Source organism: Citrobacter sp. Cpo109, assembly GCF_030332565.1.
In the GTDB taxonomy this organism is placed as follows: Bacteria; Pseudomonadota; Gammaproteobacteria; order Enterobacterales; family Enterobacteriaceae; genus Citrobacter; species Citrobacter portucalensis.
The window spans coordinates 149562-174048 of record NZ_JAOWHQ010000059.1; the positions used below are offsets into that span (position 1 = coordinate 149562).

23 protein-coding genes are annotated in these 24487 nt (G+C 52.1%); 15 read left to right on the top strand and 8 right to left on the bottom strand.

Going from position 1 to position 24487, the window contains the following annotated elements:
• Positions 1–12 precede the first annotated feature (12 nt).
• Together OGY71_RS13895 and dusC are read left to right on the top strand one after the other, a co-directional pair.
• The gene (locus tag OGY71_RS13895; protein ID WP_063940515.1) at positions 13–1206 is read left to right on the top strand and encodes a 3-hydroxybenzoate 6-monooxygenase; all 1194 of its coding nucleotides are present in this window, start codon (positions 13–15) and stop codon (positions 1204–1206) included.
• 61 nt (positions 1207–1267) lie between these two features.
• A complete protein-coding gene (gene dusC / locus OGY71_RS13900; protein ID WP_286613418.1) occupies positions 1268–2212 on the top strand; it encodes a tRNA dihydrouridine(16) synthase DusC in 945 nt (314 codons plus the stop codon).
• Between the two features lie 103 nt (positions 2213–2315).
• Here dusC and yohP read toward each other — a convergent pair whose 3' ends face one another.
• Positions 2316–2399 carry a small membrane protein YohP gene (gene yohP / locus OGY71_RS23315; protein ID WP_015572324.1) on the bottom strand — a complete coding sequence of 28 codons (84 nt, stop codon included), beginning with the start codon at positions 2397–2399 and terminating at the stop codon, positions 2316–2318.
• A gap of 70 nt (positions 2400–2469) precedes the next feature.
• Positions 2470–3204 carry a class I SAM-dependent methyltransferase gene (locus tag OGY71_RS13905; RefSeq protein WP_003834481.1) on the bottom strand — a complete coding sequence of 245 codons (735 nt, stop codon included), beginning with the start codon at positions 3202–3204 and terminating at the stop codon, positions 2470–2472.
• Positions 3205–3373: 169 nt separating this feature from the next.
• On the opposite strand from OGY71_RS13905, the gene mdtQ reads away from it, so the two are divergent.
• Positions 3374–4813, top strand: a complete 1440-nt coding sequence (gene mdtQ / locus OGY71_RS13910; protein WP_063940513.1) for a multidrug resistance outer membrane protein MdtQ — start codon at positions 3374–3376, stop codon at positions 4811–4813.
• A 37-nt stretch (positions 4814–4850) separates the two neighbouring features.
• On the opposite strand, the gene OGY71_RS13915 is transcribed toward mdtQ, so the two are convergent.
• On the bottom strand, positions 4851–5420 hold the full coding sequence (locus tag OGY71_RS13915; RefSeq protein WP_003834476.1) for a DedA family protein: 570 nt from the start codon (positions 5418–5420) through the stop codon (positions 4851–4853).
• A gap of 161 nt (positions 5421–5581) precedes the next feature.
• Between OGY71_RS13915 and OGY71_RS13920 the strand changes: the two genes are divergently transcribed.
• Together OGY71_RS13920 and pbpG are read left to right on the top strand one after the other, a co-directional pair.
• On the top strand, positions 5582–6169 hold the full coding sequence (locus tag OGY71_RS13920; protein ID WP_003834475.1) for a Yip1 family protein: 588 nt from the start codon (positions 5582–5584) through the stop codon (positions 6167–6169).
• Positions 6170–6349: 180 nt separating this feature from the next.
• Positions 6350–7297 (top strand): D-alanyl-D-alanine endopeptidase, encoded by a 948-nt coding sequence (gene pbpG, locus OGY71_RS13925; RefSeq protein WP_003027363.1) that lies wholly within the window; start codon positions 6350–6352, stop codon positions 7295–7297.
• Between the two features lie 102 nt (positions 7298–7399).
• Here pbpG and dld read toward each other — a convergent pair whose 3' ends face one another.
• Positions 7400–9109, bottom strand: coding sequence for a D-lactate dehydrogenase (dld, locus tag OGY71_RS13930; protein ID WP_063940511.1), 1710 nt, complete (start codon positions 9107–9109; stop codon positions 7400–7402).
• Positions 9110–9341: 232 nt separating this feature from the next.
• Between dld and bglX the strand changes: the two genes are divergently transcribed.
• The 5 genes from bglX (at position 9342) to OGY71_RS13955 (ending at position 15625) form a co-directional block, all read left to right on the top strand.
• The gene (bglX, locus tag OGY71_RS13935; protein WP_003834471.1) at positions 9342–11639 is read left to right on the top strand and encodes a beta-glucosidase BglX; all 2298 of its coding nucleotides are present in this window, start codon (positions 9342–9344) and stop codon (positions 11637–11639) included.
• 231 nt (positions 11640–11870) lie between these two features.
• On the top strand, positions 11871–12788 hold the full coding sequence (gene osmF, locus OGY71_RS13940) for a glycine betaine ABC transporter substrate-binding protein OsmF (protein WP_063940510.1): 918 nt from the start codon (positions 11871–11873) through the stop codon (positions 12786–12788).
• 15 nt (positions 12789–12803) lie between these two features.
• A complete protein-coding gene (locus OGY71_RS13945) occupies positions 12804–13970 on the top strand; it encodes an ABC transporter permease (RefSeq protein ID WP_275145692.1) in 1167 nt (388 codons plus the stop codon).
• Positions 13963–14910, top strand: coding sequence for an ABC transporter ATP-binding protein (locus OGY71_RS13950; RefSeq protein ID WP_149335149.1), 948 nt, complete (start codon positions 13963–13965; stop codon positions 14908–14910). Before OGY71_RS13945 ends, OGY71_RS13950 begins: the two co-directional genes overlap by 8 nt.
• Positions 14894–15625, top strand: coding sequence for an ABC transporter permease (locus OGY71_RS13955; RefSeq protein WP_003834464.1), 732 nt, complete (start codon positions 14894–14896; stop codon positions 15623–15625). The genes OGY71_RS13950 and OGY71_RS13955 overlap by 17 nt, the downstream gene beginning before the upstream one ends.
• On the opposite strand, the gene OGY71_RS13960 is transcribed toward OGY71_RS13955, so the two are convergent.
• Both OGY71_RS13960 and mlrA read right to left on the bottom strand, forming a co-directional pair.
• Entirely contained in the window at positions 15606–15713 is a 108-nt protein-coding gene (locus OGY71_RS13960; RefSeq protein WP_003027354.1) for a protein YohO, read from the bottom strand. The two genes, OGY71_RS13955 and OGY71_RS13960, sit on opposite strands and share 20 nt — an antisense overlap.
• Before the next feature lie 259 nt (positions 15714–15972).
• Positions 15973–16704 (bottom strand): HTH-type transcriptional regulator MlrA, encoded by a 732-nt coding sequence (mlrA, locus tag OGY71_RS13965; RefSeq protein ID WP_125112584.1) that lies wholly within the window; start codon positions 16702–16704, stop codon positions 15973–15975.
• Positions 16705–16929: 225 nt separating this feature from the next.
• Here mlrA and OGY71_RS13970 point away from each other — a divergent pair, with 225 nt between their 5' ends.
• From OGY71_RS13970 to OGY71_RS13980, 3 genes are read left to right on the top strand one after another with little or no spacing between them, the layout of a single operon-like run.
• Positions 16930–18615 carry a sensor histidine kinase gene (locus OGY71_RS13970; protein WP_003834458.1) on the top strand — a complete coding sequence of 562 codons (1686 nt, stop codon included), beginning with the start codon at positions 16930–16932 and terminating at the stop codon, positions 18613–18615.
• Positions 18612–19331 carry a two-component system response regulator BtsR gene (gene btsR, locus OGY71_RS13975; RefSeq protein ID WP_003834456.1) on the top strand — a complete coding sequence of 240 codons (720 nt, stop codon included), beginning with the start codon at positions 18612–18614 and terminating at the stop codon, positions 19329–19331. The genes OGY71_RS13970 and btsR overlap by 4 nt, the downstream gene beginning before the upstream one ends.
• Positions 19332–19377: 46 nt before the next feature.
• Positions 19378–19848, top strand: coding sequence for a YehS family protein (locus tag OGY71_RS13980; RefSeq protein WP_003834454.1), 471 nt, complete (start codon positions 19378–19380; stop codon positions 19846–19848).
• Between the two features lie 43 nt (positions 19849–19891).
• On the opposite strand, the gene OGY71_RS13985 is transcribed toward OGY71_RS13980, so the two are convergent.
• On the bottom strand, positions 19892–20350 hold the full coding sequence (locus tag OGY71_RS13985; protein ID WP_003834453.1) for a YehR family lipoprotein: 459 nt from the start codon (positions 20348–20350) through the stop codon (positions 19892–19894).
• A gap of 205 nt (positions 20351–20555) precedes the next feature.
• On the bottom strand, positions 20556–22589 hold the full coding sequence (metG, locus tag OGY71_RS13990) for a methionine--tRNA ligase (RefSeq protein WP_003834451.1): 2034 nt from the start codon (positions 22587–22589) through the stop codon (positions 20556–20558).
• Between the two features lie 164 nt (positions 22590–22753).
• Here metG and apbC point away from each other — a divergent pair, with 164 nt between their 5' ends.
• Together apbC and OGY71_RS14000 are read left to right on the top strand one after the other, a co-directional pair.
• Positions 22754–23863 (top strand): iron-sulfur cluster carrier protein ApbC, encoded by a 1110-nt coding sequence (gene apbC / locus OGY71_RS13995; RefSeq protein WP_286613419.1) that lies wholly within the window; start codon positions 22754–22756, stop codon positions 23861–23863.
• A gap of 265 nt (positions 23864–24128) precedes the next feature.
• Entirely contained in the window at positions 24129–24410 is a 282-nt protein-coding gene (locus OGY71_RS14000; protein ID WP_003834449.1) for a DUF2574 family protein, read from the top strand.
• Positions 24411–24487: the final 77 nt, after the last annotated feature.

Consider the following 24487-nt stretch of genomic DNA (forward strand, 5'->3'; position numbering starts at 1 on the left):
AGGAGAACGACAATGGCTAAAGTGACACGCGCAATTATCGTGGGTGGCGGGATTGGCGGCGCGGCAACCGCGCTATCGCTGGCCCGTCAGGGCATTAAAGTGATGTTGCTGGAGAAAGCGCACGAGATTGGTGAAATTGGCGCGGGTATTCAGCTCGGGCCGAATGCATTCTCTGCTCTGGACAGCCTTGGCGTGGGGGAAGTCGCCCGTCAGCGTGCTGTTTTTACCGATCACATCACGATGATGGATGCGGTAAACGCAAAAGAGGTTGTGCGCATTGAAACCGGGCAGGCGTTCCGCGATCACTTTGGCGGTCCTTATGCGGTTATCCATCGGGTTGATATTCACGCCAGCGTTTGGGAAGCGGCGCTGGTGCATCCTAACGTTGAGTATCGCACTTCAACTAACGTGGTTGATATTCGCCAGACAGAGAATGACGTGACGGTATTTGATGAGCACGGCAACAGCTGGACGGCGGATATTTTGGTGGGCTGTGACGGTGTAAAATCGGTCGTTCGTCAGTCTCTGATTGGCGATGCGCCACGGGTTACCGGACACGTGGTCTATCGCGCCGTGATTGATTGTGATGATATGCCGGAAGATTTACGCATTAACGCACCGGTGCTGTGGGCCGGACCACACTGTCACCTGGTGCACTATCCGCTGCGCGGAGGTAAGCAGTATAACCTGGTGGTGACCTTCCACAGTCGTCAGCAGGAAGAGTGGGGCGTGAAGGATGGCAGCAAAGAGGAAGTGCTCTCCTATTTTGCGGGTATCCATCCGCGCCCGCGCCAGATGCTGGATAAACCGACATCATGGCGGCGCTGGTCCACCGCCGACCGCGAGCCGGTAGAAAAATGGGGAACCGACCGCATCACGCTGGTGGGAGACGCCGCGCACCCGGTGGCGCAATATATGGCGCAGGGTGCCTGTATGGCGTTGGAAGACGCGGTAACGCTCGGTAAAGCGCTACAGCAGTGTGATGGCGATGCGGCTGCTGCCTTTGCGCTGTATGAGTCGGTGCGTATTCCGCGTACCGCACGCATCGTCTGGTCAACGCGTGAAATGGGCCGTGTCTACCATGCCGCAGGCGTCGAGCGGCAGGTGCGTAATCTGCTGTGGAAAGACAAATCGCAGGCGGAGTTTTATCGCGGTATGGAATGGCTGTACGGTTGGAAAGAAGATAACTGCCTGTTGCCGCGCTGAGCCTCTTTAATCTCCCGAACGGAGGCGCTACCATAGCGCCTCTTTTTTTGCGGGTGACGATATGCGTGTTTTACTGGCGCCGATGGAAGGCGTGCTCGACTCACTGGTGCGCGAGCTGCTGACTGAAGTGAATGATTACGATCTGTGCATCACCGAGTTTGTGCGCGTGGTGGATCAGCTCCTGCCGGCAAAAGTATTTCATCGACTCTGCCCGGAACTGCATAATAACAGCCGGACGCCATCCGGCACGTTGGTTCGCATTCAGCTGTTAGGACAGTATTCGCAGTGGCTGGCGGAGAATGCCGCACGCGCGGTAGAACTGGGCTCGTACGGTGTCGATCTGAACTGCGGCTGTCCGTCGAAGCTGGTGAACGGTAGCGGCGGTGGCGCAACGTTATTGAAAGATCCTGAGCTTATCTACCGGGGCGCAAAAGCTATGCGTGAGGCGGTCCCGGCTCATCTTCCGGTGACGGTGAAAGTTCGTCTGGGCTGGGACAACAGCGACCGGCAGTTTGAAATTGCCGATGCCGTCCAGCAGGCCGGTGCCAGCGAACTGGCGGTGCATGGCCGAACCAAAGAGCAGGGCTACAAGGCCGAACATATTAACTGGCAGGCGATTGGCGAGATCCGCCAGCGGCTGACCATTCCGGTTATTGCGAATGGCGAAATCTGGGACTGGCAGAGCGCCCAGGATTGTATGGCCATCAGCGGATGCGATGCGGTGATGATCGGACGTGGCGCATTAAATATTCCGAACCTGAGCCGCGTGGTGAAATACAACGAGCCGCGTATGCCGTGGCCTGAAGTCGTGACGCTGTTGCAAAAATATACCCGCCTTGAAAAGCAGGGGGACACCGGGCTGTATCATGTAGCGCGGATTAAGCAGTGGTTAGGGTATTTGCGCAAAGAATATTCAGAGGCAACAGAACTGTTTCAGGAAATTCGTGCGTTAAATAATTCGCCGGATATCGCACGAGCGATTCAGGCTATCGAGATTACTGCCTGATCTCAGCTCCAGTAGGCCGGATAAGGCGTTTACGCCGCCATCCGGCATCAGAGAGAATAATAGCCTGAGATTTCTGCTATCAGGCCTGGGCGAAATGACGACATCAGAAAATCATCTTAAACACGCCTGTTACCACCAATAGCCCAATCAGAAAAATAATCAGAATTACCCACAGCAGAATTTTCATTAACTTTCCTTTTTTTGGTAAGTTCAGATTGAGTATAGGAAAGTATCAATCATTCTGCCTGGGGGCGTTGTTATGCTGGTTTACGTGCGCTGAGCAGAAACACCATCGGCCGCTCTTTTTCTTCATCTAAAGCCGGGTTTTCAGCAATCTGTTGCCCGGAAGGTCCCCATTCATCGAGACAAACGATCTCGAATCCGGCGGCAATCAGCGCATTAATCCAGGTCGCCAGCTTACGGTGCTGTTTTTTGACGCCTTCAGCAAACCAGTTACTGATGCGCTCACCTTCCTGCTGATAATGATTAACCGGCCAGGACAGCTGCCCGGTTTTATCTTTTATCCAGCCCTGATTAAGCGGTGCGGTATAAATTGGATGCTCGGCAGAGAAAACTAACATACCGCCTGGTGTTAATGACTGGTAAATGGTTACGAATAATCGTTCTATATCGTGCAAATAGTGCAGGGCAAGCGAGCTATAAACCAGGTCAAAAGAATTTGGGGACAGGGTTAGCGTTTCGAGATCTTCACGCTGATAAACGATGCCATTACCCTGAGTCATACTGTGTGCCTGGGTTAACATCTTTTGTGAAATATCCAGTCCCATTACGCTGGCTGCCTGATTATCGCGCGCGTAGCGGCAAAACCAACCATATCCACAGCCCAAATCAAGAATGTTTTTGCCTTGAAGAGAGGGGAGCATCGCTTGTATTGTCGGCCATTCTGGCGCACCGTCGAGTCCCTTTACTGAACGATCCAGCGTGGCATATCCGGCAAAGAACTCAGGATCGTCATAGATATTCTGTGACATAACATCTCCATCCATTAATTATTAAAATTATTTAATCTATATTATTCACGAGGTGTATATTTTTCTGATTATATATTTTTATTGCCAAAGATGTATTGCCACGCGTAACTAAAAAAGCAACAGCGACAAGTCGTAATCTCTGCACATCTTTTCTTACCTGTATATCTCCATGAATCGTAATTCTGTGTTTGTCACGACGGCATTGTTGCCGCTTTTTGTTCTGATGTCTGGCTGCGCGCCGATGCATGATGACCGCCAGTCTCTGTCACAGCAGACGCCTGCCGCAAATGTCGATACCACATTGCCTGCCGCGTTAAAAAATGGCTGGCCGGACAGCCAGTGGTGGAAGGCATATCACGACCCCCAGCTTAATGCGTTGATTGACAGCACGTTGCGAAATTCTCCTGATATGCAGGTCGCGGAACAGCGCATTCAACTGGCGGAGGCGCAGGCTAAGGCCGTGGAAGCGCAGGATGGCCCGGAGATCGACTTCTCCGCAGACGTTGAGCGTCAGAAAATGTCAGCCGAAGGGCTGATGGGACCTTTCGCCATAACCGATCCCGCAGCAGGAACCACGGGGCCGTGGTACACCAACGGTACCTTTGGTTTAACTGCAGGCTGGAATCTGGATCTGTGGGGTAAGAATCGGGCCGAAGTGACTGCGCGTATAGGGACCGTTAAGGCGCGTGAGGCTGAGCGCGAGCAAACCCGACAGCTGCTGGCGAGCGGTGTCTCCCGTCTTTACTGGGAATGGCAGACGCAGGCCGCGCTGAAAACCGTGTTGACGCAAATCGAAAGCGAGCAGCAAAATGTGATAACCGTCGATCGTCAGCTATATCAAAACGGCCTCACTTCTTCGGTGGAAGGTGTTGAAACCGATATCGATTCCAGCAAAACAGAGCAGCAGCTGAACGATGTCAGCGGTAAAATGAAGGTGATTGAGGCGCGCCTAAGCGCGTTGAGCAACTCGCAGTCCGTTGCCCTGAAGCTCCATTCGACCAAACTGCCCGTGGTTGAAAGTCAGCTCCCATCCCAATTGGGCTACTCGCTTCTGGCCCGTCGACCAGATTTGCAGGCGGCACACTGGTACATTGAGTCATCGCTGAGCAGCATTGATGCGGCGAAAGCGGCGTTTTATCCCGATGTGAATCTGATGGCATTTTTACAACAGGATGCGTTACATCTGAGTGACCTGTTCCGCCATTCCGCGCAGCAAATGGGTGTAACCGCCGGGCTGACGCTGCCTATCTTTGACAGCGGCAGACTGAATGCGAATCTCGATATTACGAAAGCGCAAAGTAACCTGACGGTGGCGAATTACAACAAAGCTGTGGTGGATGCGGTGAATGACGTGGCACGTGCGGCATCGCAGGTAGAAACACTGGCGCAGAAAAATCAGCATCAGCAGCAGATTGAACATGACGCTCAGCGCGTAGTGGGGCTGGCGCAGGCGCGCTTTAATGCAGGTATTATTGCGGGTTCCAGGGTCAGCGAGGCAAAGATCCCGGCATTACGTGAGCAGTGCAACGGTCTGCTTTTACAAGGACAGTGGCTGGATGCCTCAATCCAGTTGACCAGCGCGCTGGGTGGCGGTTATCACGCATCCTGATTGTTCGGCCCGCCGGTGTTCCGCTGTCGGGCCATCTTCATTGCGCTTTACGCGTGCTTCGACGTTTCATCCACCAGCGGACGCCCGCGACTATCCCGATAACCAGCACCAGCCAGATGCCATGCTTGATATGCTGGTCGAGGCTGTGCAGCCACGGCGCGATCACTTCACCACCGACGTAGCCGAGGGTGGTAAATAGCAATGCCCAGACAAACGCGCCAAGAATATTCAGCGGTAAAAAGATCTTCGGCGGCAGGTGACTGGCGCCAATCAGTAAGGGACCAATAACGCGAAAGCCGTACATAAAGCGAGTACCGACAACAAACAGGTAAGGACGTCGTTGGATCATTTTCTGCGCATAATGAATTTTCGCCTGATGGCGCGAGAAACGACGCAGAATTTTGCCGCCAAAACGACGTCCGAGTAAATAGAGCAACTGATCGCCAATCATCCCACCCAGCGCGACCGAGAGCACCACCAGCGGGAATTTCAGGACTCCCTGATGCGCCACGACGCCGCCTAACAGGGTAATGGTTTCACCTTCTGCCAGGCTGCCGATGATTAACGCAGCATAGCCGTATTGCGCAACATAATGCGTTATATCCATACGTTGTATGACCTCCACTGGTCATAGCATACACCCAATGAATATTTGATGCCGGAAAAGCACAACCCGGCGCTTCGGTATTTTTCATGTGTACATAAAATAATCAAAAGCTGAATTATACTTGAAGTGTTGAGGTCCGGAGCTGACAAGAAGGGGGCGGTATGAACCATGTCTGGGGGCTGTTTTCCCATCCCGATCGTGAAATGCACGTGATCAACAGCGAAAACGAAAGTGTTTCGCATCACTATACCCACCATGTACTGCTGATGGCGGCAATCCCGGTTGTTTGCGCGTTTATCGGTACAACGCAAATCGGTTGGAATTTTGGCGATGGCAATATCCTGAAGTTATCTCTGTTGACCGGATTTGCGATGGCAATTCTGTTTTACGGGGTCATGCTGGCAGGCGTCGCTGTCATGGGCCGGGTTATCTGGTGGATGGCACGTAATTACCCGCAGCGTCCGTCGTTGGCCCACTGTATGGTCTTTGCAGGATATGTCGCGACGCCGCTGTTTTTAAGCGGATTGGTCGCACTTTATCCGCTGGTCTGGCTGTGTGCATTAGTAGGAACGATCGCGCTATTTTACACCGGCTATTTACTTTATCTCGGCATACCGACGTTCCTGAATATCTCTAAAGAGGAAGGCCTGAGCTTTTCCAGTTCGACGCTGGCGATCGGTGTGCTGGTACTGGAAGTTCTGCTGGCGATTACGGTAATCCTGTGGGGTTACGGCTATCGGTTATTCTGACGGATAAACCTGTCTGCGCTGCGTTGTTGACGTAAAAGTCAGCAACGCAGCATTTCGAGACGATTCTCCTGTGGCGGCAAACCTGCTGGATCGCTATGATGCCTGAGCTAGCTTGAGATAATACTTAGTCTCTGGCGGTGTGCGTTGTGACGTGCGTGAACCATTATCAGAAATCTCATCATGCTGAAATTCCGAGTTTCATTATTAAGCCTTGCCCTGGTGCTGGCCGTTCCTTTTGCACCCCAAGCCGTGGCTAAAACGGCAACTACCGCAGCGGCTTCTCAACCTGAGATAGCGTCCGGTAGCGCGATGATTGTTGATCTGAATACCAACAAAGTTATCTATTCGAACCACCCGGACCTTGTGCGTCCGATTGCGTCGATTACCAAATTAATGACCGCGATGGTGGTGCTTGATGCACGACTGCCGTTGGATGAGAAACTGAAAGTTGATATCAGTCAGACGCCGGAAATGAAAGGCATCTACTCTCGTGTGCGACTGAACAGTGAAATTAGCCGTAAAGACATGCTGTTGCTGGCGCTGATGTCATCAGAAAACCGTGCGGCGGCGAGCCTGGCGCATCATTACCCTGGCGGTTATAACGCGTTTATTAAGGCCATGAATGCCAAAGCGAAAGCGCTCGGCATGACTCAGACTCGCTTTGTGGAACCAACTGGCTTATCGATTCATAACGTATCGACCGCTCGTGATTTAACTAAGCTGCTGATCGCCAGCAAGCAGTATCCGCTGATTGGCCAGTTAAGCACCACGCGTGAAGATATGGCGACCTTTGCCAACCCGGCTTATACGCTGCCATTCCGTAACACCAACCATCTGGTATACCGCGATAACTGGAATATTCAGTTAACCAAAACCGGGTTTACCAATGCGGCAGGACACTGTCTGGTGATGCGCACGGTGATCAATAACAAACCGGTGGCGCTGGTGGTGATGGATGCGTTCGGTAAATATACCCACTTTGCCGATGCCAGCCGTTTACGTACCTGGATCGAAACGGGCAAGGTGATGCCGGTTCCGGCGGCGGCGCTGAGCTATAAAAAGCAAAAAGCCGCGCAGATGGCGGCGGCAGGTTCGGCGACGGGCGAGCAAACCGCACAGAACGATTAAACAAGACGTCTTATCCGGCCTGCACAAAACTAATGTGGCTGTAGGCCGGGCAAGCGAAGCGCCCCCGGCAACATGCCCGGTGGCGCTTATCTTTTTTTTGGTTTACGACTCTTTCCAGAACTTCTGCTTACTCGTTTTCCCAATACCCGGATTCATACTGTTGGTGGGATCGTTCTCACGGTAAAAACGGGTCAAGGTTTCCGGCGCCTGATACAGATGCCCGACGTTGTGCTCTGCCGGATACTGCGCCCCACGCTCGCGCAGGAGTTCCAGCATCTGCTCTTTCAGCGCATGCGCGTCCACGCCTTTTTTCACAATGTAATCCTGATGGAAGACGTAGCACATAAAGTGACCGTAATAGAGTTTGTGCACCAGTTGGCTGTCGATCTCTGCAGGCAGATGCTCGTACCATTCGGTATCGTTACGGCGTAGCGCGATATCCAGCGCCAGAATATCTTCCACTTCATCGGCATGCACGGCCTGATAACGTATAGCCGCGCCAGCCGCCGCAAAGCGATGCAAAAACGCCTTGCTGCCTTCTTCCGGCGTACAGGCAAAGAAGTCGCCTTCAGCGGTTTTGAAAAACTCGCTTAGCCAGTTTTGCGCTTCAGCCACGCCGCCACCGGCCATTTTTAACAGCAGGTGATGTTCATACTTATCGCGCCAGCTTTTCATGCGCGCGGGTAAGTGGCTGGGGAACAAATGGCCAAATTTCTGCATTGCCCGATCGGTGAAATGCGGACGGAAAATTTTCACTTTTTCCAGCATCGCATCGGTGCGACCTTTCAGGGTGAAGAAGAACGGCATTTTGTCGGTGCCGAGCTTGTCGATCATCAGAAACGTATCTTTGCCGTATTGCTCAGCGATGTCATAAATATCGCGGTGCATATATTCACCGGCGACCGGCAGATGCTCAAATTTTGCCAAAATATGACGGCGGATCTCCGTCAGCACCTCTGGCTGGTTGGTACCGATGTAAAAGACCTGCTGGTTTTTTTCGGCTTCGAAGGTGTCCAGACGCACCGCAAAAACCGCGAGCTTGCCTGCACAACCGGATGATTCAAACAACCGATCCGGATCGGCGTTATAGCGAGCGGGCGTGTCCGCCTCAATATCTCTGACGCGGGTAACGTAGTCGTGATCGTGTGCATGACGTCCATCGTGGCGCACATCGTCATCTTTGATACGGTCGTCATCAAGTTTGCTAAGGATCTGTTCCGGGGTCTGGCCCAGTTCGATACCCAGATGGTTAACCAGCTGTAATTTACCCTGCTCGTCAATACGCGCAAACAGCGACATCTCCGTGTATGCCGGACCGCGCTGAACCAGCGAGCCGCCGGAGTTGTTACAAATACCGCCAATCACTGAAGCGCCGATACAGGAAGATCCGATCACTGAATGCGGCTCGCGGCCAAACGGTTTGAGCGCTTTTTCCAGTGAATAAAGCGTGGTGCCGGGATAGGCCAGCACCTGTTCGCCTTTGCCGATGACGTGCAGCTTATCAAGGCGCAGGGTGCTGATAATGACAATCTCGCGATCGTAATCATTACCGCTCGGCGTAGAGCCTTCGGTCAGGCCAGTGTTGGCGGCCTGCATCAGGATAATTTTATCTGCGGCGACGCAAGCGTTGAGGACGCGCCACAGTTCTAAAAGCGAGCCAGGGAACACCACGGCGAGTGCATCGCCCTGACCGGAGCGGAATCCCTTGCGATAGCGGGCGGTTTTAGCAGGGTCTGTGAGCAGGTGTGAATGACCTACCAGACGGGTCAGTTCATTCAGGAAAGCTTTATTATCTGTTGTAATGGAAGACATTCTCCACTCCTTGTGGTGGGACTCAATATCAGGAACAAGCATAGCGCTTTGTATGACAATACGCTTTCTCATTCATATTGTCTCTGGTTCGTCTTCTACTGATTCGCGCTGGTTTTGAAAATTAGGAGAATAACCTTAGCTTTCTTTATCACTCCCGTTTAGTCTTACGGCAAACTGCGGTTTTTGTTATATTTTCGCTGCCTGGTCGGGAAAAAATAAAGAGAGAATCAACATGAAATGGCTATGTTCTGTAGGTGTCGCGGTGAGTCTGGCGTTGCAACCAGCGCTGGCGGACACGCTGTTTGGTAACCATCCTCTGACGCCAGAAGCGCGGGATGCATTCGTTACCGATTTACTTAAACAGATGACCGTGGATGAGAAAATTGGGCAACTACGCTTGATAAGCGTCGGGCCTGATAACCCGAAAGAAGCCATCCGCGAGATGATCAAAGACGGGCAGGTTGGGGCAATTTTTAACACCGTCACGCGCCAGGATATCCGCAAAATGCAGGATCAGGTGATGGAACTCAGCCGCCTGAAAATTCCTCTCTTTTTTGCCTACGACGTATTGCACGGCCAGCGTACCGTGTTCCCGATAAGTCTCGGCCTGGCATCCTCTTTTAATCTCGATGCGGTCAGAACCGTTGGCCGTATTTCCGCGTATGAAGCTGCCGATGATGGTCTGAATATGACCTGGGCCCCAATGGTCGATGTCTCTCGCGATCCGCGCTGGGGCCGTGCTTCAGAAGGTTTTGGTGAAGACACGTATTTAACGGCTACGATGGGTAAAACCATGGTGGAAGCGATGCAGGGGAAAAGCCCGGCGGATCGCTATTCGGTGATGACCAGCGTCAAGCACTTCGCCGCCTATGGCGCGGTTGAAGGTGGCAAGGAATATAACACCGTCGATATGAGCCCACAGCGTCTGTTCAACGACTATATGCCACCGTATAAAGCCGGGCTGGACGCCGGTAGCGGTGCGGTGATGGTGGGGCTTAATTCGCTAAACGGTACGCCTGCAACCTCAGACGCCTGGCTGTTAAAAGACGTGCTGCGAGATGAATGGGGCTTTAAGGGGATTACCGTTTCCGATCACGGCGCGATTAAGGAACTGATTAAGCACGGTACCGCCTCCGATCCTGAGGATGCGGTGCGTGTGGCGATCAAGTCCGGCATCAACATGAGTATGAGCGATGAGTATTACAGCAAATATCTGCCGGGCTTGATTAAATCCGGTAAAGTGACGATGGCGGAGCTGGACGACGCCGCGCGCCACGTGCTGAACGTGAAATATGATATGGGGCTGTTTAACGATCCGTACAGCCATCTGGGAGCCAAAGAATCTGACCCACAGGACACCAACGCAGAAAGCCGTTTGCATCGCAAAGAGGCGCGTGAAGTGGCACGCGAAAGCCTGGTGCTGCTGAAAAACCGTCTGGAAACGTTGCCGCTGAAAAAATCCGCCACCGTGGCGGTTGTCGGTCCGCTGGCCGACAGCAAGCGTGATGTGATGGGCAGTTGGTCCGCCGCTGGTGTTGCCGATCAGTCGGTAACGGTACTGACGGGGATTAAAAATGCCGTCGGCGATCAGGGCAAAGTGCTGTACGCCAAAGGGGCGAATATCACCAACGATAAAGGCATTGTCGATTTCCTCAACCTGTATGAAGAAGCGGTGAAGGTTGACCCGCGTTCGCCGCAGGCGATGATCGATGAAGCCGTTAACGCCGCGAAGCAATCAGATGTGGTTGTCGCGGTAGTCGGTGAAGCGCAGGGCATGGCGCATGAAGCATCCAGCCGCACCGATATCACCATTCCGCAAAGTCAGCGTGACCTGATTGCTGCGCTGAAAGCCACGGGTAAACCTCTGGTTCTGGTGTTGATGAACGGTCGTCCGCTGGCGCTGGTTAAGGAAGATCAACAAGCCGATGCGATCCTCGAAACCTGGTTTGCCGGGACGGAAGGCGGTAACGCCATCGCCGATGTGCTGTTTGGTGATTACAATCCGTCAGGCAAGCTGCCGATGTCTTTCCCGCGCTCTGTTGGACAGATCCCGGTCTATTACAGCCATCTCAATACCGGTCGTCCGTATAACGCCGATAAGCCGAACAAGTACACGTCGCGCTACTTTGATGAAGCCAATGGTCCGTTGTATCCCTTTGGTTATGGCCTGAGCTACACCACGTTTACGGTTTCTGATGTGAAGCTCTCTTCTCCGACGATGAAGCGTGACGGAACCGTGACGGCCAGCGTGCAGGTGACCAACACCGGCAAGCGCGAAGGTGCAACGGTGATTCAGATGTATTTACAGGATGTGACCGCCTCCATGAGTCGTCCGGTAAAACAGCTGAAAGGTTTTGAAAAAGTGAATCTTAAGCCAGGTGAAACCCAGACCGTCAGCTTCCCGATTGATATTGAAGCGCTCAAATTCTGGAATCAGCAGATGAAATACGATGCAGAGCCTGGCAAGTTTAACGTCTTTATCGGTGTGGATTCCGCCAGAGTGAAGCAGGGCGAATTCGAACTGCTTTAATTGACGAGTAAATTCATGCAGCAGGCCTGATGGCGCAATGCTTATCAGGCCGACTAAATCGTATCATCCGGCAAATTCATATTGGGGTTGCCGGATTTTTTTATTTTATTATCGCCTTACCGCTAATAACTCTCAGCGTTACCACCCAATAGCCAGGTTAAGGCTTGATTTTTCGACTATGCTTTTTCCTCAAGTCTCTGAAAAGGGCCGCAAAAGGATGAGGAGTACAGCATGATAATCTCAAAAGTATCGGTGGGTTCGCTGGCGCTGTTAGCCGCGATAAGCCTGCCCTTACAGGCCGCGTCACCCGTCACGGTCGGTTCAAAAATCGATACCGAAGGGGCGCTGCTCGGCAACATTATTTTGCAGGTGCTCGAAAGCCATGGCGTGAAAACCGTCAATAAAGTACAGCTGGGTACCACCCCAGTGGTGCGTGGGGCAATCACCTCCGGTGAGCTGGATATTTATCCGGAATATACCGGTAATGGCGCATTCTTTTTTAAAGATGAAAATGATCCCGCGTGGAAAAATGCGCAGGCCGGATTCGAGAAAGTGAAAAAGCTGGACGCAGAGCAAAATAAGCTGGTCTGGCTAACGCCTGCTCCTGCCAACAATACCTGGACCATTGCAGTACGCCAGGATATCGCGCAAAAGAACAAGCTTGAGTCCCTTGCTGATTTAGGCCGTTACCTGAAAGACGGGGGAACGTTCAAACTTGCCGCCTCTGCTGAATTTATCGAGCGGGCTGACGCGCTGCCTGCATTTGAAAAAGCTTATGATTTCAAACTGAATCAAAATCAGCTGTTGTCGCTGGCAGGGGGGGATACCGCAGTGACGATTAAAGCGGCGGCGCAGCAGACTTCTGGCGTCAATGCGGCGATGGCCTATGGCACCGATGGCCCGGTTGCGGCGCTCGGTCTGCAAACCTTAAGCGACCCAAAAGGTGTCCAACCTATTTATGCGCCAGCACCCGTCGTGCGTGAATCGGTGCTGAAAGACTACCCGCAAATGGGAGAATGGCTACAACCGGTTTTTGCCAGCCTGGATGAAAAAACGCTGCAGCAGCTGAATGCCAGTATTGCCGTGGAGGGGCTGGATGCGAAAAAAGTCGCAGCAGACTACCTGAAGCAAAAAGGATGGGTGAAGTAACGGAATTTGCAGCGGGTGGTTGTTTTGTCAAAGATTTCAGTTAATCGGGTGCTGTTGTTACTGGTACTTCTTACCTTCGCGGCGGCAGCACTGCCTTTCATTAGCTATGCGCCTAATCGCCTGGTCTCTGGTGAGGGGCGCCAACTCTGGGATATCCGGCCCGACATGGCGTGGGGATTGGCAGTAGCCTGTTTGCTACTGTTTCTTCTGTGCTTTGTACCGGGAAAGCCCGGCAATATATTGACGCTTGTTATTAGCCAGTTGCTGGTTATAGCAGCGCTGGTAACCGCAGGAACAACGGCAACGTATCTGGCCCAGACGGGAAGTCCACTGGCCAGAACCAGCCTGGGCAGCGGGTTCTGGTTGGGGCTAGGACTGATGCTGCTGGCCGCCAGTGACGCCATTCGTCGCATCACCGAACAGGCGTCATGGCGCTGGCTTTTGCACGCGCAAATTTTCATTTTTCCGCTGGTGCTTTTGTTCTCCGGCACGTTTAACGATCTTTCCCTTCTTAAAGAGTATGCCAACCGCCAGGATGTTTTTAACGACGCCCTGGCACAACATCTGACAATTCTGTTCGCTACCGTGGTGCCCGCACTCGTGATTGGCGTACCACTGGGCATCTGGTGTGCTTTCTCTGTCGCCCGTCAGGGACCGGTTTTTGCAGTACTGAATATCATCCAAACCATCCCCTCCGTCGCGCTGTTTGGCCTGTTGATTGCGCCCCTTGCCGGGTTGGTGAAGCATTTTCCCTTGCTGGGTTCACTCGGCGTCGCCGGAACCGGCCTGACGCCTGCGCTTATTGCGTTGGTGCTGTATGCGCTGTTACCGCTGGTGCGCGGCGTAGTAGCTGGATTGCATCAGGTTCCACGCGATGTGCTGGAAAGCGCCCGAGCGATGGGGATGAGCACTTTCCAGCGATTTGTCTCGGTGCAGTTTCCACTGGCGCTGCCGGTCTTCTTGCGCAGTTTGCGGGTGGTGATGGTGCAAACGGTGGGAATGGCGGTAATCGCTGCGCTGATTGGCGCAGGGGGATTTGGCGCGCTGGTCTTTCAGGGATTGCTCAGTAGCGCCGTCGATTTAGTGTTGCTGGGCGTGATCCCGGTTGTGGTACTGGCGGTATTGATTGATGCGCTGTTTGATTTAGGGCTCGCGCTGTTGAAGGTAACAAACAATGATTGAATTTCGCCATGTCAGTAAAACCTATGGTCAGCAAACAGCCGTTGACGACCTTAATCTGCGGTTGGGGGAGGGCAGCTTTTCGGTGTTAATTGGCACGTCAGGTTCCGGGAAATCCACCACGCTGAAAATGATCAATCGGCTGGTTGAACATGACAGCGGACAGATTCGCTTTGCTGGGGAAGAGATCCGCAGCCTGCCGGTGCTGGAGTTAAGGCGGCGCATGGGATACGCGATTCAGTCTATTGGCTTGTTTCCCCACTGGACCGTCGCGCAGAACATCGCCACGGTGCCGCAGCTACAAAAGTGGTCGCGTTCACGTATTGATGACCGAACAGACGAACTGATGGCGCTGCTGGGTCTTGAGGAAAGTTTGCGCCATCGTTATCCGCATCAGCTGTCTGGCGGGCAACAGCAGCGGGTCGGCGTGGCGCGTGCCTTGGCGGCAGATCCGCAGGTACTGCTGATGGATGAGCCTTTTGGCGCGCTGGATCCGGTCACCCGCGGTGCGCTGCAGCAGGAGATGACGCGTATTCATCGTCTGCTCGGGCGTACCATTGTGCTGGTGACGCATGATATCGACGAGGCGCTAAGGCTGGCGGAGCATCTGGTTCTGATGGATGCAGGAAAGGTAGTACAGCAAGGCACGCCGCTGTCGATGCTGACTGCACCGGCGAACGAATTCGTGCAAACATTCTTTGGCCGTAGTGAACTGGGCGTACGTCTGTTGTCGCTTCGCACGGTAGGGGATTTTATCCGTCGCGGTGAACACACCGCCGGTGAACCGTTGGTAGATGAAATGACGCTGCGTGATGCGTTGTCGGTGTTCGTAGCGCGCGGTTGCGACGTCTTGCCGGTCGTGACCCCGCAGGGGGTGTCCTGCGGGACGCTTCATTTTCGTGATTTGCTTTCGGAGATGCCGACCCGTGAAACGTCTTGCTGATCCGTTGTTATGGCTTATTGTCCTGTTTCTGGTCCTGTTAGTTGGGTTGCCTCATAGTCAGGCCTTGTTCAGTGCGCTATTTCCGGCGCTACCGCGTCCCGTGTATCAGCAGGAAAGTTTTGCGGTGCTGGCACTGAGCCATTTTGGCCTGGTGGGGATTTCAAGCCTGATTGCCGTACTTATTGGCACCGGGGCCGGTATAGCTGTAACCCGGCCCTGGGGCGCGGAATTCAGGCCGATGGTGGAAACCATCGCCGCCGTGGGACAGACCTTTCCGCCAGTTGCTGTGCTGGCGATCGCCGTACCGGTGATGGGATTTGGTCCTGAACCGGCAATTATCGCGTTGATCCTGTATGGCGTATTACCGATCTTGCAGGCAACGCTGGCGGGACTCGGCGGAATTTCACCCAGCGTGATGGATATTGCCAGCGGAATGGGCATGAGTCAGGGGCAGCGGCTGCGTAAAGTCGAGTTGCCGCTGGCGGCCCCGGTGATTCTGGCCGGGATTCGCACGTCGGTGATTATTAATATCGGCACCGCAACCATCGCCTCAACCGTTGGGGCGAACACGCTGGGTACGCCGATTATTATCGGGCTGAGTGGGTTCAATACCGCCTATGTGATTCAGGGGGCGCTGCTGGTCGCGCTGGCGGCGGTAATTGTTGACCGCGGGTTTGAGAAATTAGCGAGACATCTTACCCGGCACGTAAAATAAAGGTATAGCCTGCCAGCATGACACCGCCGATACCGCCGATGGCCATCAGCAGGAAGAGGGTAATGACACCGATTTTAGCTGCGCTCATTATGCACTCCTTATGTGAATTCAAGGATTGTACACGTTTGTTAATAGAATATTAAGAGCCTGGACCAGTAGGTGTTATTGGCGCAGACAGTTTGAACACGGCCAGCGCGGAAGAACCGGAGCGTACACGTAGTACGTGAGGATTATTCGCTACGCTCACCCTCCGGGCCGCCCTAAAGGGCGTTCAAAACTCTCTGAGTGTTGTCTGAGCACTGCCCTGGTTCGAAATGGCAAGCAAAATAGCCCTAATGGGCCAGGCTCTAAATACCGAGTGGATAAATATCGTGACCTAACGCGCGCCATTCATTCAGCTGTTGCTGCTGAGCGGACGTTTGGTTTTCGCCGCACCAGACAAGCAAGGTGCGACCTTCAAACAGCTCCGGTCGCAGTTGGTTCAGCGAATGGGCAAGGACGTCAATGCGCCATCCCTGCTGGCTGGCGACCCAACCTTCCAGCCATAAGCGGGTCGTATCCTGAATGTTCCAGCCAACCACCAGAGCATCTTTCCCCTGTTTCTTACGTGCTGAGGCCAGACAAATCGCGATGTAGTTGATCAGTACGCCGTCGAGGATCCCCAGTAACGCCTGCAGGATCGGCTGTTGGCATTGCAGACGTCGGCGTAACGGAATGAACAAATGGGTGTTGAGCGTTTGTGCGGGATAATCCTGGCCACGCTCTTTGATCCATAGTCTGAGGCTATGCAGATTATTACTTTGCAAATAGCTCAACAGCGTCTCTTGTTGTTCACGCCAACCGTTATGCACATCAATGCTCTCATTGCTGAGCAACATTTTAACCTTACTTACCTGGACACCGTTGTTTATCCAGCGTTTTATCTCGCGGATCCGGTCAATATCCGCATCGTTAAACAGGCGATGCCCGCCGTCTGTCCGCTGCGGTTTAAGTAATCCGTAACGCCTCTGCCACGCGCGTAAAGTGACAGGGTTGATATCACAAAGCAAAGCCACTTCACCTATTGTGTAAAGCGCCATCGTCGTCTCACTCTTGCTCGCGAGGTCCCAGTTTTACTTTAGACGCTCTTTTGCGAACCAGGTAGTTTTGTCTGTTTTTTGATCTATGAATGGGTGAATTTGTAACCATGCTCGCGCTTTCGAGTGATCGTTCTCACAAATTCGTCTTTTTTTGCAACACTTCAAAGAAAGTTACACGCAGCCCATGTATGTTACGCGCTTTTAAGTGATGTGTGGTTGGCGGGTATGTACGAGTTTAATCTGGTGTTGCTGCTGCTTCAGCAGATGTGTGTGTTCCTCGTTATCGCGTGGCTCATGAGCAAAACGCGTTTGTTTATCCCGCTGATGCAGGTGACTATCCGACTCCCGCATAAACTGCTTTGCTATGTTACTTTTTCCATTTTCTGCATTTTAGGCACCTATTTCGGGCTGCATATCGATGACTCTATTGCTAACACTCGCGCTATTGGCGCGGTGATGGGCGGGCTGCTTGGCGGCCCGGTGGTCGGTGGCTTAGTTGGTCTTACCGGCGGTTTGCATCGTTATTCTATGGGTGGGATGACAGCGCTTAGCTGCATGATCTCGACCATTGTGGAAGGGTTGCTCGGCGGGCTGGTGCACAGCGTGCTCACCCGTCGTGGTCGTACCGATAAAGTCTTTAGTCCGCTGACTGCGGGGGCGATTACCTTTGTCGCCGAACTGGTGCAGATGCTGATCATCTTATTAATTGCCCGTCCGTTTGACGATGCGTTTCGGTTGGTCAGCAATATTGCCGCACCTATGATGGTAACCAATACCGTGGGCGCCGCCTTGTTTATGCGTATTTTGCTCGATAAACGGGCGATGTTTGAAAAATATACCTCCGCTTTTTCCGCCACAGCACTCAAAGTTGCCGCCTCAACGGAAGGTATTTTACGCCAGGGGTTCAACGAGGTTAACAGCATGAAGGTTGCTCAGGTGCTGTATGAAGAGCTGGATATCGGTGCGGTGGCGATTACCGATCGTGAGAAACTGCTGGCATTTACCGGTATTGGTGATGATCACCATCTACCCGGAAAACCTATTTCATCGTCATATACCCAACGCGCGATTGAAACCGGAGAGGTGGTGTATGCCGATGGGAATGAAGTTCCTTACCGTTGCTCTTTGCACCCGCAATGCAAATTAGGCTCGACGCTGGTGATCCCTCTGCGAGGTGAAAACCAGCGGGTAATGGGGACCATCAAACTGTATGAAGCCAAAAACCGCCTCTTTAGTTCGATCAACCGTACGCTGGGGGAAGGGATCGCCCAACTGCTTTCGGCACAGATTCTGGCCGGGCAGTATGAGCGGCAAAAAGCGATGCTCACGCAGTCGGAAATAAAACTCCTGCACGCCCAGGTCAATCCCCATTTTCTGTTTAATGCACTTAACACCATCAAAGCTGTGATCCGACGCGATAGCGAGCAGGCCAGCCAACTGGTGCAGTATCTGTCGACGTTCTTTCGTAAAAATTTAAAACGCCCGTCGGAAATTGTGACGCTGGCCGATGAAATTGAACACGTTAATGCTTATCTGCAAATTGAAAAGGCACGATTCCAGTCGCGTCTTCAGGTGACCTTGACGGTGCCAGAAGAACTTTCGCATCAGCAATTACCCGCCTTTACTCTGCAGCCCATCGTGGAGAATGCCATCAAACACGGCACTTCTCAGTTACTGGATACCGGTGAAGTATCGATTACCGCCCGTCGCGAAGGGCAATATCTGATGCTGGATATTGAAGACAATGCTGGGCTGTATCAGCCAACCTCAGAAGCCAGTGGACTGGGTATGAATCTGGTCGATAAACGACTGCGCGAGCGGTTTGGCGATGATTTTGGCATCAGCGTAGCGTGTGAACCTGACCGCTTTACCCGAATCACTTTACGACTTCCTCTGGAGGAACTGGCATGATCAAAGTGCTGATTGTCGATGACGAACCGTTAGCCCGGGAGAATCTGCGGATCCTGTTGCAAGAGCAAAGCGACATCGAGATTGTCGGTGAATGTTCGAATGCGGTGGAAGCCATTGGCGCGGTGCATAAATTGCGTCCGGATGTTCTGTTCCTTGATATTCAGATGCCGCGAATCAGCGGCCTGGAAATGGTTGGTATGCTTGATCCTGAGCATCGTCCATACATTGTTTTTCTGACCGCCTTTGATGAGTATGCGGTGAAAGCCTTCGAAGAACATGCGTTTGATTATCTGCTCAAGCCGATTGAAGAAACACGGCTGGAAAAAACGCTGATCCGTTTGCGTCAGGAGCGCACCAAGCAGGATGTATCACTGCTACCAGAAAATCAGCAGGCACTGAAGTTTATTCCGTGCAGCGGCCATAGTCGGATTTATTTGCTGCAAATGGATGATGTGGCGTTTATCAGCAGTCGCATGAGTGGTGTGTATGTGACGAGCAGCGATGGTAAAGAAGGCTTCACTGAGTTGACGCTCAGGACGCTGGAGAGCCGTACTCCTCTGCTGCGTTGTCATCGGCAATATCTGGTGAATATGGCGCAATTGCAGGAGATCCGTCTGGAAGACAACGGTCAGGCGGAACTGATTTTGCGTAACGGACTGACCGTTCCGGTGAGTCGTCGTTATCTTAAAAGTCTAAAAGAGGCGATTGGACTGTAAAACTGATACACTGCGCGCCATTGCATCACCGACAGTTGAAGGCTCTATGCTAAGTAACGATATTCTTCGTAGCCTGCGCTACACCCTAAAAGCGAACAATAACGACATGGTGCGTATTCTTGCGCTCGCTGACATGGAATCCACCTCCGCAGGTTTCGATACCTGGATGACAAAAGAAGATGAAGCAGGGTTTGTTCGTTGCCCGGATATCATTCTCTCCGGTTTTTTAAACGGCCTGATTTATCATCTGCGTGGTAAAGATGATTCTGCACCGGAACTGGCGCTGGAGCGTCGTGTTAATAACAATACGGTGCTGAAAAAGCTGCGTATCGCTTTTTCGCTGAAAACCGACGATATTCTGGCTATTATGACCGAGCAGAAATTCCGTGTGTCGATGCCGGAAATTACCGCCATGATGCGTGCACCTGATCATAAGAACTATCGCGAATGCGGCGATCAGTTCCTGCGTTATTTTCTGCGTGGTTTGACATCACGGGTACATAACGCGAAGCCATAAAGAAAAAATGGGCGACGCCGATTAACATCGGGTCGCCGATGGTTTACTTCACTTCTTTAAAACCCGCCGATTCCATTACCGTTTGCATTTGCTTCATGCTGAAGTTTTTATCGGCGTTTTCAGATAGCTTCATCCCTGAAATAGCCTGCAACGCTTTTATATCAACTTTTTCCATATCGATAGTGACATTTTCTTGCGCGTAGGTATCTGAATAGGTGAGTTTTTCTTCTATGCCAGTAATGTTTTGATATTTGGCGCTTAATGCGTCGAATACTTTTGCTGCCTCCTCTTTATTGCTGGCACCGACTGACGCATAGCTAATTTTACTTTCGGAGATTTGCTTCAGGACTTTATCACCTTTATAGGTGTAAGAGACGGTGATATCAGAACCATTAAGGTTGGCATTGAATGTTTTTGTCTCTTCTTTATCACCACATCCCGCCAGGGAAAAAACCACAATCGATGCTACGGCGAGAAAAAATAATTTTTGTAACGCTTTCATGTAAAACTCCATTTCATGAATATCGGATGTTAAATAATAACGTCCACGAATCTGGTGAGCTCAGACTACCTTGATACCAGAGCAGTATAGAATAAATCTAATATTAACAACGAAGCAGTCCGAAAATGGAGCAGGGGTTGAGATTAGAGGAAGCACTTGCGTAGCAAAAAAAAGCGCTGCAGTTGCAGCGCTTGAGATGTTTGATTTACTTCACCTGTTGGCCTGGTTTTGCACCTTCATCCGGGCTTAACAGGAAGATATCTTTCCCGCCAGGACCTGCGGCCATCACCATCCCTTCGGAAATGCCGAAGCGCATCTTACGAGGAGCCAGGTTGGCAACCATAATGGTCTGGCGGCCAATCAGGACCTGCGGATCTGGATACGCAGAACGAATACCAGAGAAGACGTTACGTTTCTCACCACCGAGATCCAGCGTCAGACGCAGCAGTTTGTCGGAACCTTCCACGAACTCGGCGTTTTCAATCAGCGCTACGCGCAGGTCAACTTTGGCGAAATCGTCAAAGGTGATGGTTTCCTGAATCGGGTCATCCGCCAGCGGGCCGGTAACCGGTGCAGCAGCTGCTTTCACTTCTTCTTTCGACGCTTCAACCAGCGCTTCAACTTGTTTCATGTCGATACGATTGTAGAGCGCTTTAAAGGTGTTGACCTTGTGGCCGAGCAGTGGCTGCTCAATGGCATCCCAGCTCAGTTCGCTGTTCAGGAAAGCTTCAACACGTTCAGCAAGCGTTGGCAGAACCGGTTTCAGGTAGGTCATCAGCACGCGGAACAGGTTGATACCCATAGAGCAGATCGCCTGCAGGTCGGCATCGCGGCCTTCCTGTTTGGCCACGACCCACGGTGCCTGTTCGTCAACGTAGCGGTTTGCCACGTCGGCCAGCGCCATGATTTCACGGATCGCTTTACCAAATTCGCGGCTTTCCCATGCTTCGCCAATCACCGCTGCGGCGTCGGTGAAGGTTTTATACAGCGCCGGGTCGGCCAGCTCAGCCGCCAGAACGCCGTCAAAACGCTTAGCAATAAAGCCGGCGTTACGGGATGCCAGGTTGACTACTTTGTTGACGATATCGGCGTTAACGCGCTGGACAAAGTCTTCCAGGTTTAGGTCGATGTCATCAATACGTGAAGAAAGCTTCGCGGTGTAGTAGTAGCGCAGGCTGTCGGCATCGAAGTGCTTCAGCCAGGTGCTGGCCTTAATGAAGGTGCCGCGAGATTTGGACATCTTCGCGCCGTTCACCGTCACATAACCGTGTACAAACAGGTTGGTCGGCTTACGGAAGTTGCTGCCTTCCAGCATGGCAGGCCAGAACAGGCTGTGGAAGTAAACGATATCTTTACCGATGAAGTGATATAGCTCGGCGTCGGAATCTTTCTTCCAGTATTCGTCAAAACTGGTGGTGTCACCGCGCTTATCGCACAGGTTTTTGAATGAACCCATATAGCCAATTGGCGCGTCCAGCCAGACATAGAAGTACTTGCCAGGCGCATTCGGGATTTCAAAACCGAAGTACGGGGAATCGCGAGAGATATCCCACTGTTGCAGGCCGGATTCGAACCATTCCTGCATTTTGTTGGCGACCTGCTCCTGTAACGCGCCGCTGCGCGTCCACGCCTGCAGCATTTCGCTGAATGACGGCAGATCAAAGAAGAAGTGTTCGGAGTCACGCATCACTGGCGTTGCGCCAGACACGACGGATTTCGGCTCGATAAGTTCGGTCGGGCTGTAGGTTGCGCCGCAGACTTCACAGTTATCGCCGTATTGATCCGGAGACTTACATTTCGGGCAAGTGCCTTTAACGAAACGGTCCGGCAGGAACATGCCTTTTTCCGGATCGTAAAGCTGGGAGATTGTACGGTTCTTAATAAAACCGTTCTCCTTCAGGCGCGTATAAATCAGCTCAGACAGCTCACGATTCTCTTCGCTGTGCGTCGAGTGGTAGTTGTCATAGCTGATGTCAAAACCTGCAAAATCAGTCTGATGCTCCTGACTCATTTCACCGATCATCTGCTCTGGCGTGATCCCAAGCTGCTGTGCTTTCAGCATGATTGGCGTACCGTGTGCGTCGTCCGCGCAGATGAAGTTAACCTGGTGGCCGCGCATTCGCTGGTAACGGACCCAGACATCAGCCTGGATGTGCTCCAGCATATGGCCGAGGTGGATTGAGCCGTTGGCGTACGGCAGCGCGCACGTTACCAGAATTTTCTTCGCGACTTGAGTCATAGTGGGCAATTACTTCTTTTGTAGTGAAAAGGGCTTTGATAGTACCAAAATGGTAATTACTGCGCCAAGCGATAAGGGCATTTATCCGTAAATGAATAATTGTTGCGGTTGGAGTAAACTACCTGGTGACTATTGTATATTCAGAACAACAAAAAGGAGTCGGGATGAACGCACAATCCCAGGCCAAATCACCAGAGACCCTGCGCGCCATGGTTGCCGGGACGCTGGCGAATTTTCAGCATTCAACCCTGAAGCATAATCTGACGACGCTTAAAGCGTTGCACCACGTCGCCTGGATGGATGACACGTTGCACGTTGAGCTGGTCATGCCGTTTGTCTGGCATAGCGCGTTTGAGGACTTAAAAGAGCAATGTAGCGCCGATCTGCTGCGTATTACCGGTGCGAAAGCGATCGACTGGAAACTGTCGCATAACATCGCGACGCTGAAACGCGTGAAAAACCAGCCGGGTATTAATGGTGTGAAAAACATCATCGCCGTCAGTTCAGGTAAGGGTGGTGTGGGTAAATCCTCTACCGCCGTGAACCTGGCGCTGGCGCTGGCTGCAGAAGGGGCGAAGGTGGGGATTCTGGACGCCGATATTTATGGTCCGTCTATCCCGACAATGCTTGGCGCGGAAAACCAGCGTCCAACCTCGCCAGATGGTACCCACATGGCACCGATCATGTCTCATGGTCTGGCAACGAATTCCATTGGTTATCTGGTCACTGACGATAACGCAATGGTATGGCGCGGCCCGATGGCCAGTAAAGCGCTGCTGCAGATGTTGCAGGAAACCTTATGGCCGGATCTTGATTATCTGGTACTGGATATGCCGCCGGGCACCGGTGACATCCAGCTGACGCTGGCGCAGAACATTCCGGTAACGGGCGCGGTTGTTGTCACTACGCCGCAGGACATCGCGCTGATCGATGCGAAAAAGGGCATCGTGATGTTCGAAAAAGTCGAAGTGCCGGTACTGGGTATTGTTGAGAATATGAGTATGCATATTTGCAGCAACTGCGGTCACCATGAACCGATCTTCGGTACCGGTGGGGCACAGAAGTTGGCGGAACAGTATCACACTCAACTGCTGGGACAGATACCGCTGCATATTTCTCTGCGTGAGGACCTCGATCGTGGTACGCCGACGGTGATCAGCCGTCCTGATAGCGAATTTACTGCTATTTACCGCGACCTGGCAGGACGAGTGGCTGCACAGCTCTACTGGCAAGGAGAAGTTATTCCGGGCGAGATTGCCTTCCGCGCGGTGTAATTTATAGCATTACAGATATTCACCGTATCAATGTATTATTGATGCGGTGAATATATTAAATTTAAAAATCTTACGATATTGTTCATTCTGCGTTTATAATTCATGCCTTTTTCCGAATAAATCACCTCGATGCATCATTATAATTGATCAAATCTATCTCATTAATCTACAATTTCAATTGGTTCAAATAGGGTGTTATGCCCATAATCTGCTGAACAGGTCCTCTGTATGCTATTTGATGCTAACCACAGGAATAACGATTAAAATGAAAAAAAGTTTACTGATGGGAATTATAGCTCTGACTTATGGAATGAGCGCCCCTACCTTCGCTTCCGATACTGCGACCTTAACAATCAGTGGGCGAGTCGTTGAACCAACCTGTAGTGCTGACGTCGTGAATAACAACGTTCAACAGAAATGCGGTCAATCTCTTCATCTTTCAAATGTCAGTCATGTGGATCCTGTTCCAGCGAGGGGCGTCGTGACCGAGATCGTTTCTGTACCAGGGGATTCTATGCGACAGATAGTGTTAAACCGTTACGATTAAACTAAGAATCTCAGTGTTTATATTAAGCACTCATCATTTATATGAATGATGAGTGCTTTTTTATTTCCCCAGCAAAT

What these genes read in the sequence shown, in the direction of transcription:
- OGY71_RS14000 (WP_003834449.1), top strand. Translation starts at nt 24,129, where the DNA reads ATGAAAAAAAGTTTACTGATGGGAATTATAGCTCTGACTTATGGAATG.
- apbC (WP_286613419.1), top strand. Translation starts at nt 22,754, where the DNA reads ATGAACGCACAATCCCAGGCCAAATCACCAGAGACCCTGCGCGCCATG.
- OGY71_RS13980 (WP_003834454.1), top strand. Translation starts at nt 19,378, where the DNA reads ATGCTAAGTAACGATATTCTTCGTAGCCTGCGCTACACCCTAAAAGCG.
- mdtQ (WP_063940513.1), top strand. Translation starts at nt 3,374, where the DNA reads ATGAATCGTAATTCTGTGTTTGTCACGACGGCATTGTTGCCGCTTTTT.
- OGY71_RS13960 (WP_003027354.1), bottom strand. Translation starts at nt 15,713, where the DNA reads ATGAGCGCAGCTAAAATCGGTGTCATTACCCTCTTCCTGCTGATGGCC.
- OGY71_RS13915 (WP_003834476.1), bottom strand. Translation starts at nt 5,420, where the DNA reads ATGGATATAACGCATTATGTTGCGCAATACGGCTATGCTGCGTTAATC.
- mlrA (WP_125112584.1), bottom strand. Translation starts at nt 16,704, where the DNA reads ATGGCGCTTTACACAATAGGTGAAGTGGCTTTGCTTTGTGATATCAAC.
- metG (WP_003834451.1), bottom strand. Translation starts at nt 22,589, where the DNA reads ATGACTCAAGTCGCGAAGAAAATTCTGGTAACGTGCGCGCTGCCGTAC.
- pbpG (WP_003027363.1), top strand. Translation starts at nt 6,350, where the DNA reads ATGCTGAAATTCCGAGTTTCATTATTAAGCCTTGCCCTGGTGCTGGCC.
- OGY71_RS13950 (WP_149335149.1), top strand. Translation starts at nt 13,963, where the DNA reads ATGATTGAATTTCGCCATGTCAGTAAAACCTATGGTCAGCAAACAGCC.
- yohP (WP_015572324.1), bottom strand. Translation starts at nt 2,399, where the DNA reads ATGAAAATTCTGCTGTGGGTAATTCTGATTATTTTTCTGATTGGGCTA.
- bglX (WP_003834471.1), top strand. Translation starts at nt 9,342, where the DNA reads ATGAAATGGCTATGTTCTGTAGGTGTCGCGGTGAGTCTGGCGTTGCAA.
- OGY71_RS13970 (WP_003834458.1), top strand. Translation starts at nt 16,930, where the DNA reads ATGTACGAGTTTAATCTGGTGTTGCTGCTGCTTCAGCAGATGTGTGTG.
- osmF (WP_063940510.1), top strand. Translation starts at nt 11,871, where the DNA reads ATGATAATCTCAAAAGTATCGGTGGGTTCGCTGGCGCTGTTAGCCGCG.
- dld (WP_063940511.1), bottom strand. Translation starts at nt 9,109, where the DNA reads ATGTCTTCCATTACAACAGATAATAAAGCTTTCCTGAATGAACTGACC.
- OGY71_RS13985 (WP_003834453.1), bottom strand. Translation starts at nt 20,350, where the DNA reads ATGAAAGCGTTACAAAAATTATTTTTTCTCGCCGTAGCATCGATTGTG.
- OGY71_RS13920 (WP_003834475.1), top strand. Translation starts at nt 5,582, where the DNA reads ATGAACCATGTCTGGGGGCTGTTTTCCCATCCCGATCGTGAAATGCAC.
- OGY71_RS13895 (WP_063940515.1), top strand. Translation starts at nt 13, where the DNA reads ATGGCTAAAGTGACACGCGCAATTATCGTGGGTGGCGGGATTGGCGGC.
- btsR (WP_003834456.1), top strand. Translation starts at nt 18,612, where the DNA reads ATGATCAAAGTGCTGATTGTCGATGACGAACCGTTAGCCCGGGAGAAT.
- OGY71_RS13905 (WP_003834481.1), bottom strand. Translation starts at nt 3,204, where the DNA reads ATGTCACAGAATATCTATGACGATCCTGAGTTCTTTGCCGGATATGCC.
- dusC (WP_286613418.1), top strand. Translation starts at nt 1,268, where the DNA reads ATGCGTGTTTTACTGGCGCCGATGGAAGGCGTGCTCGACTCACTGGTG.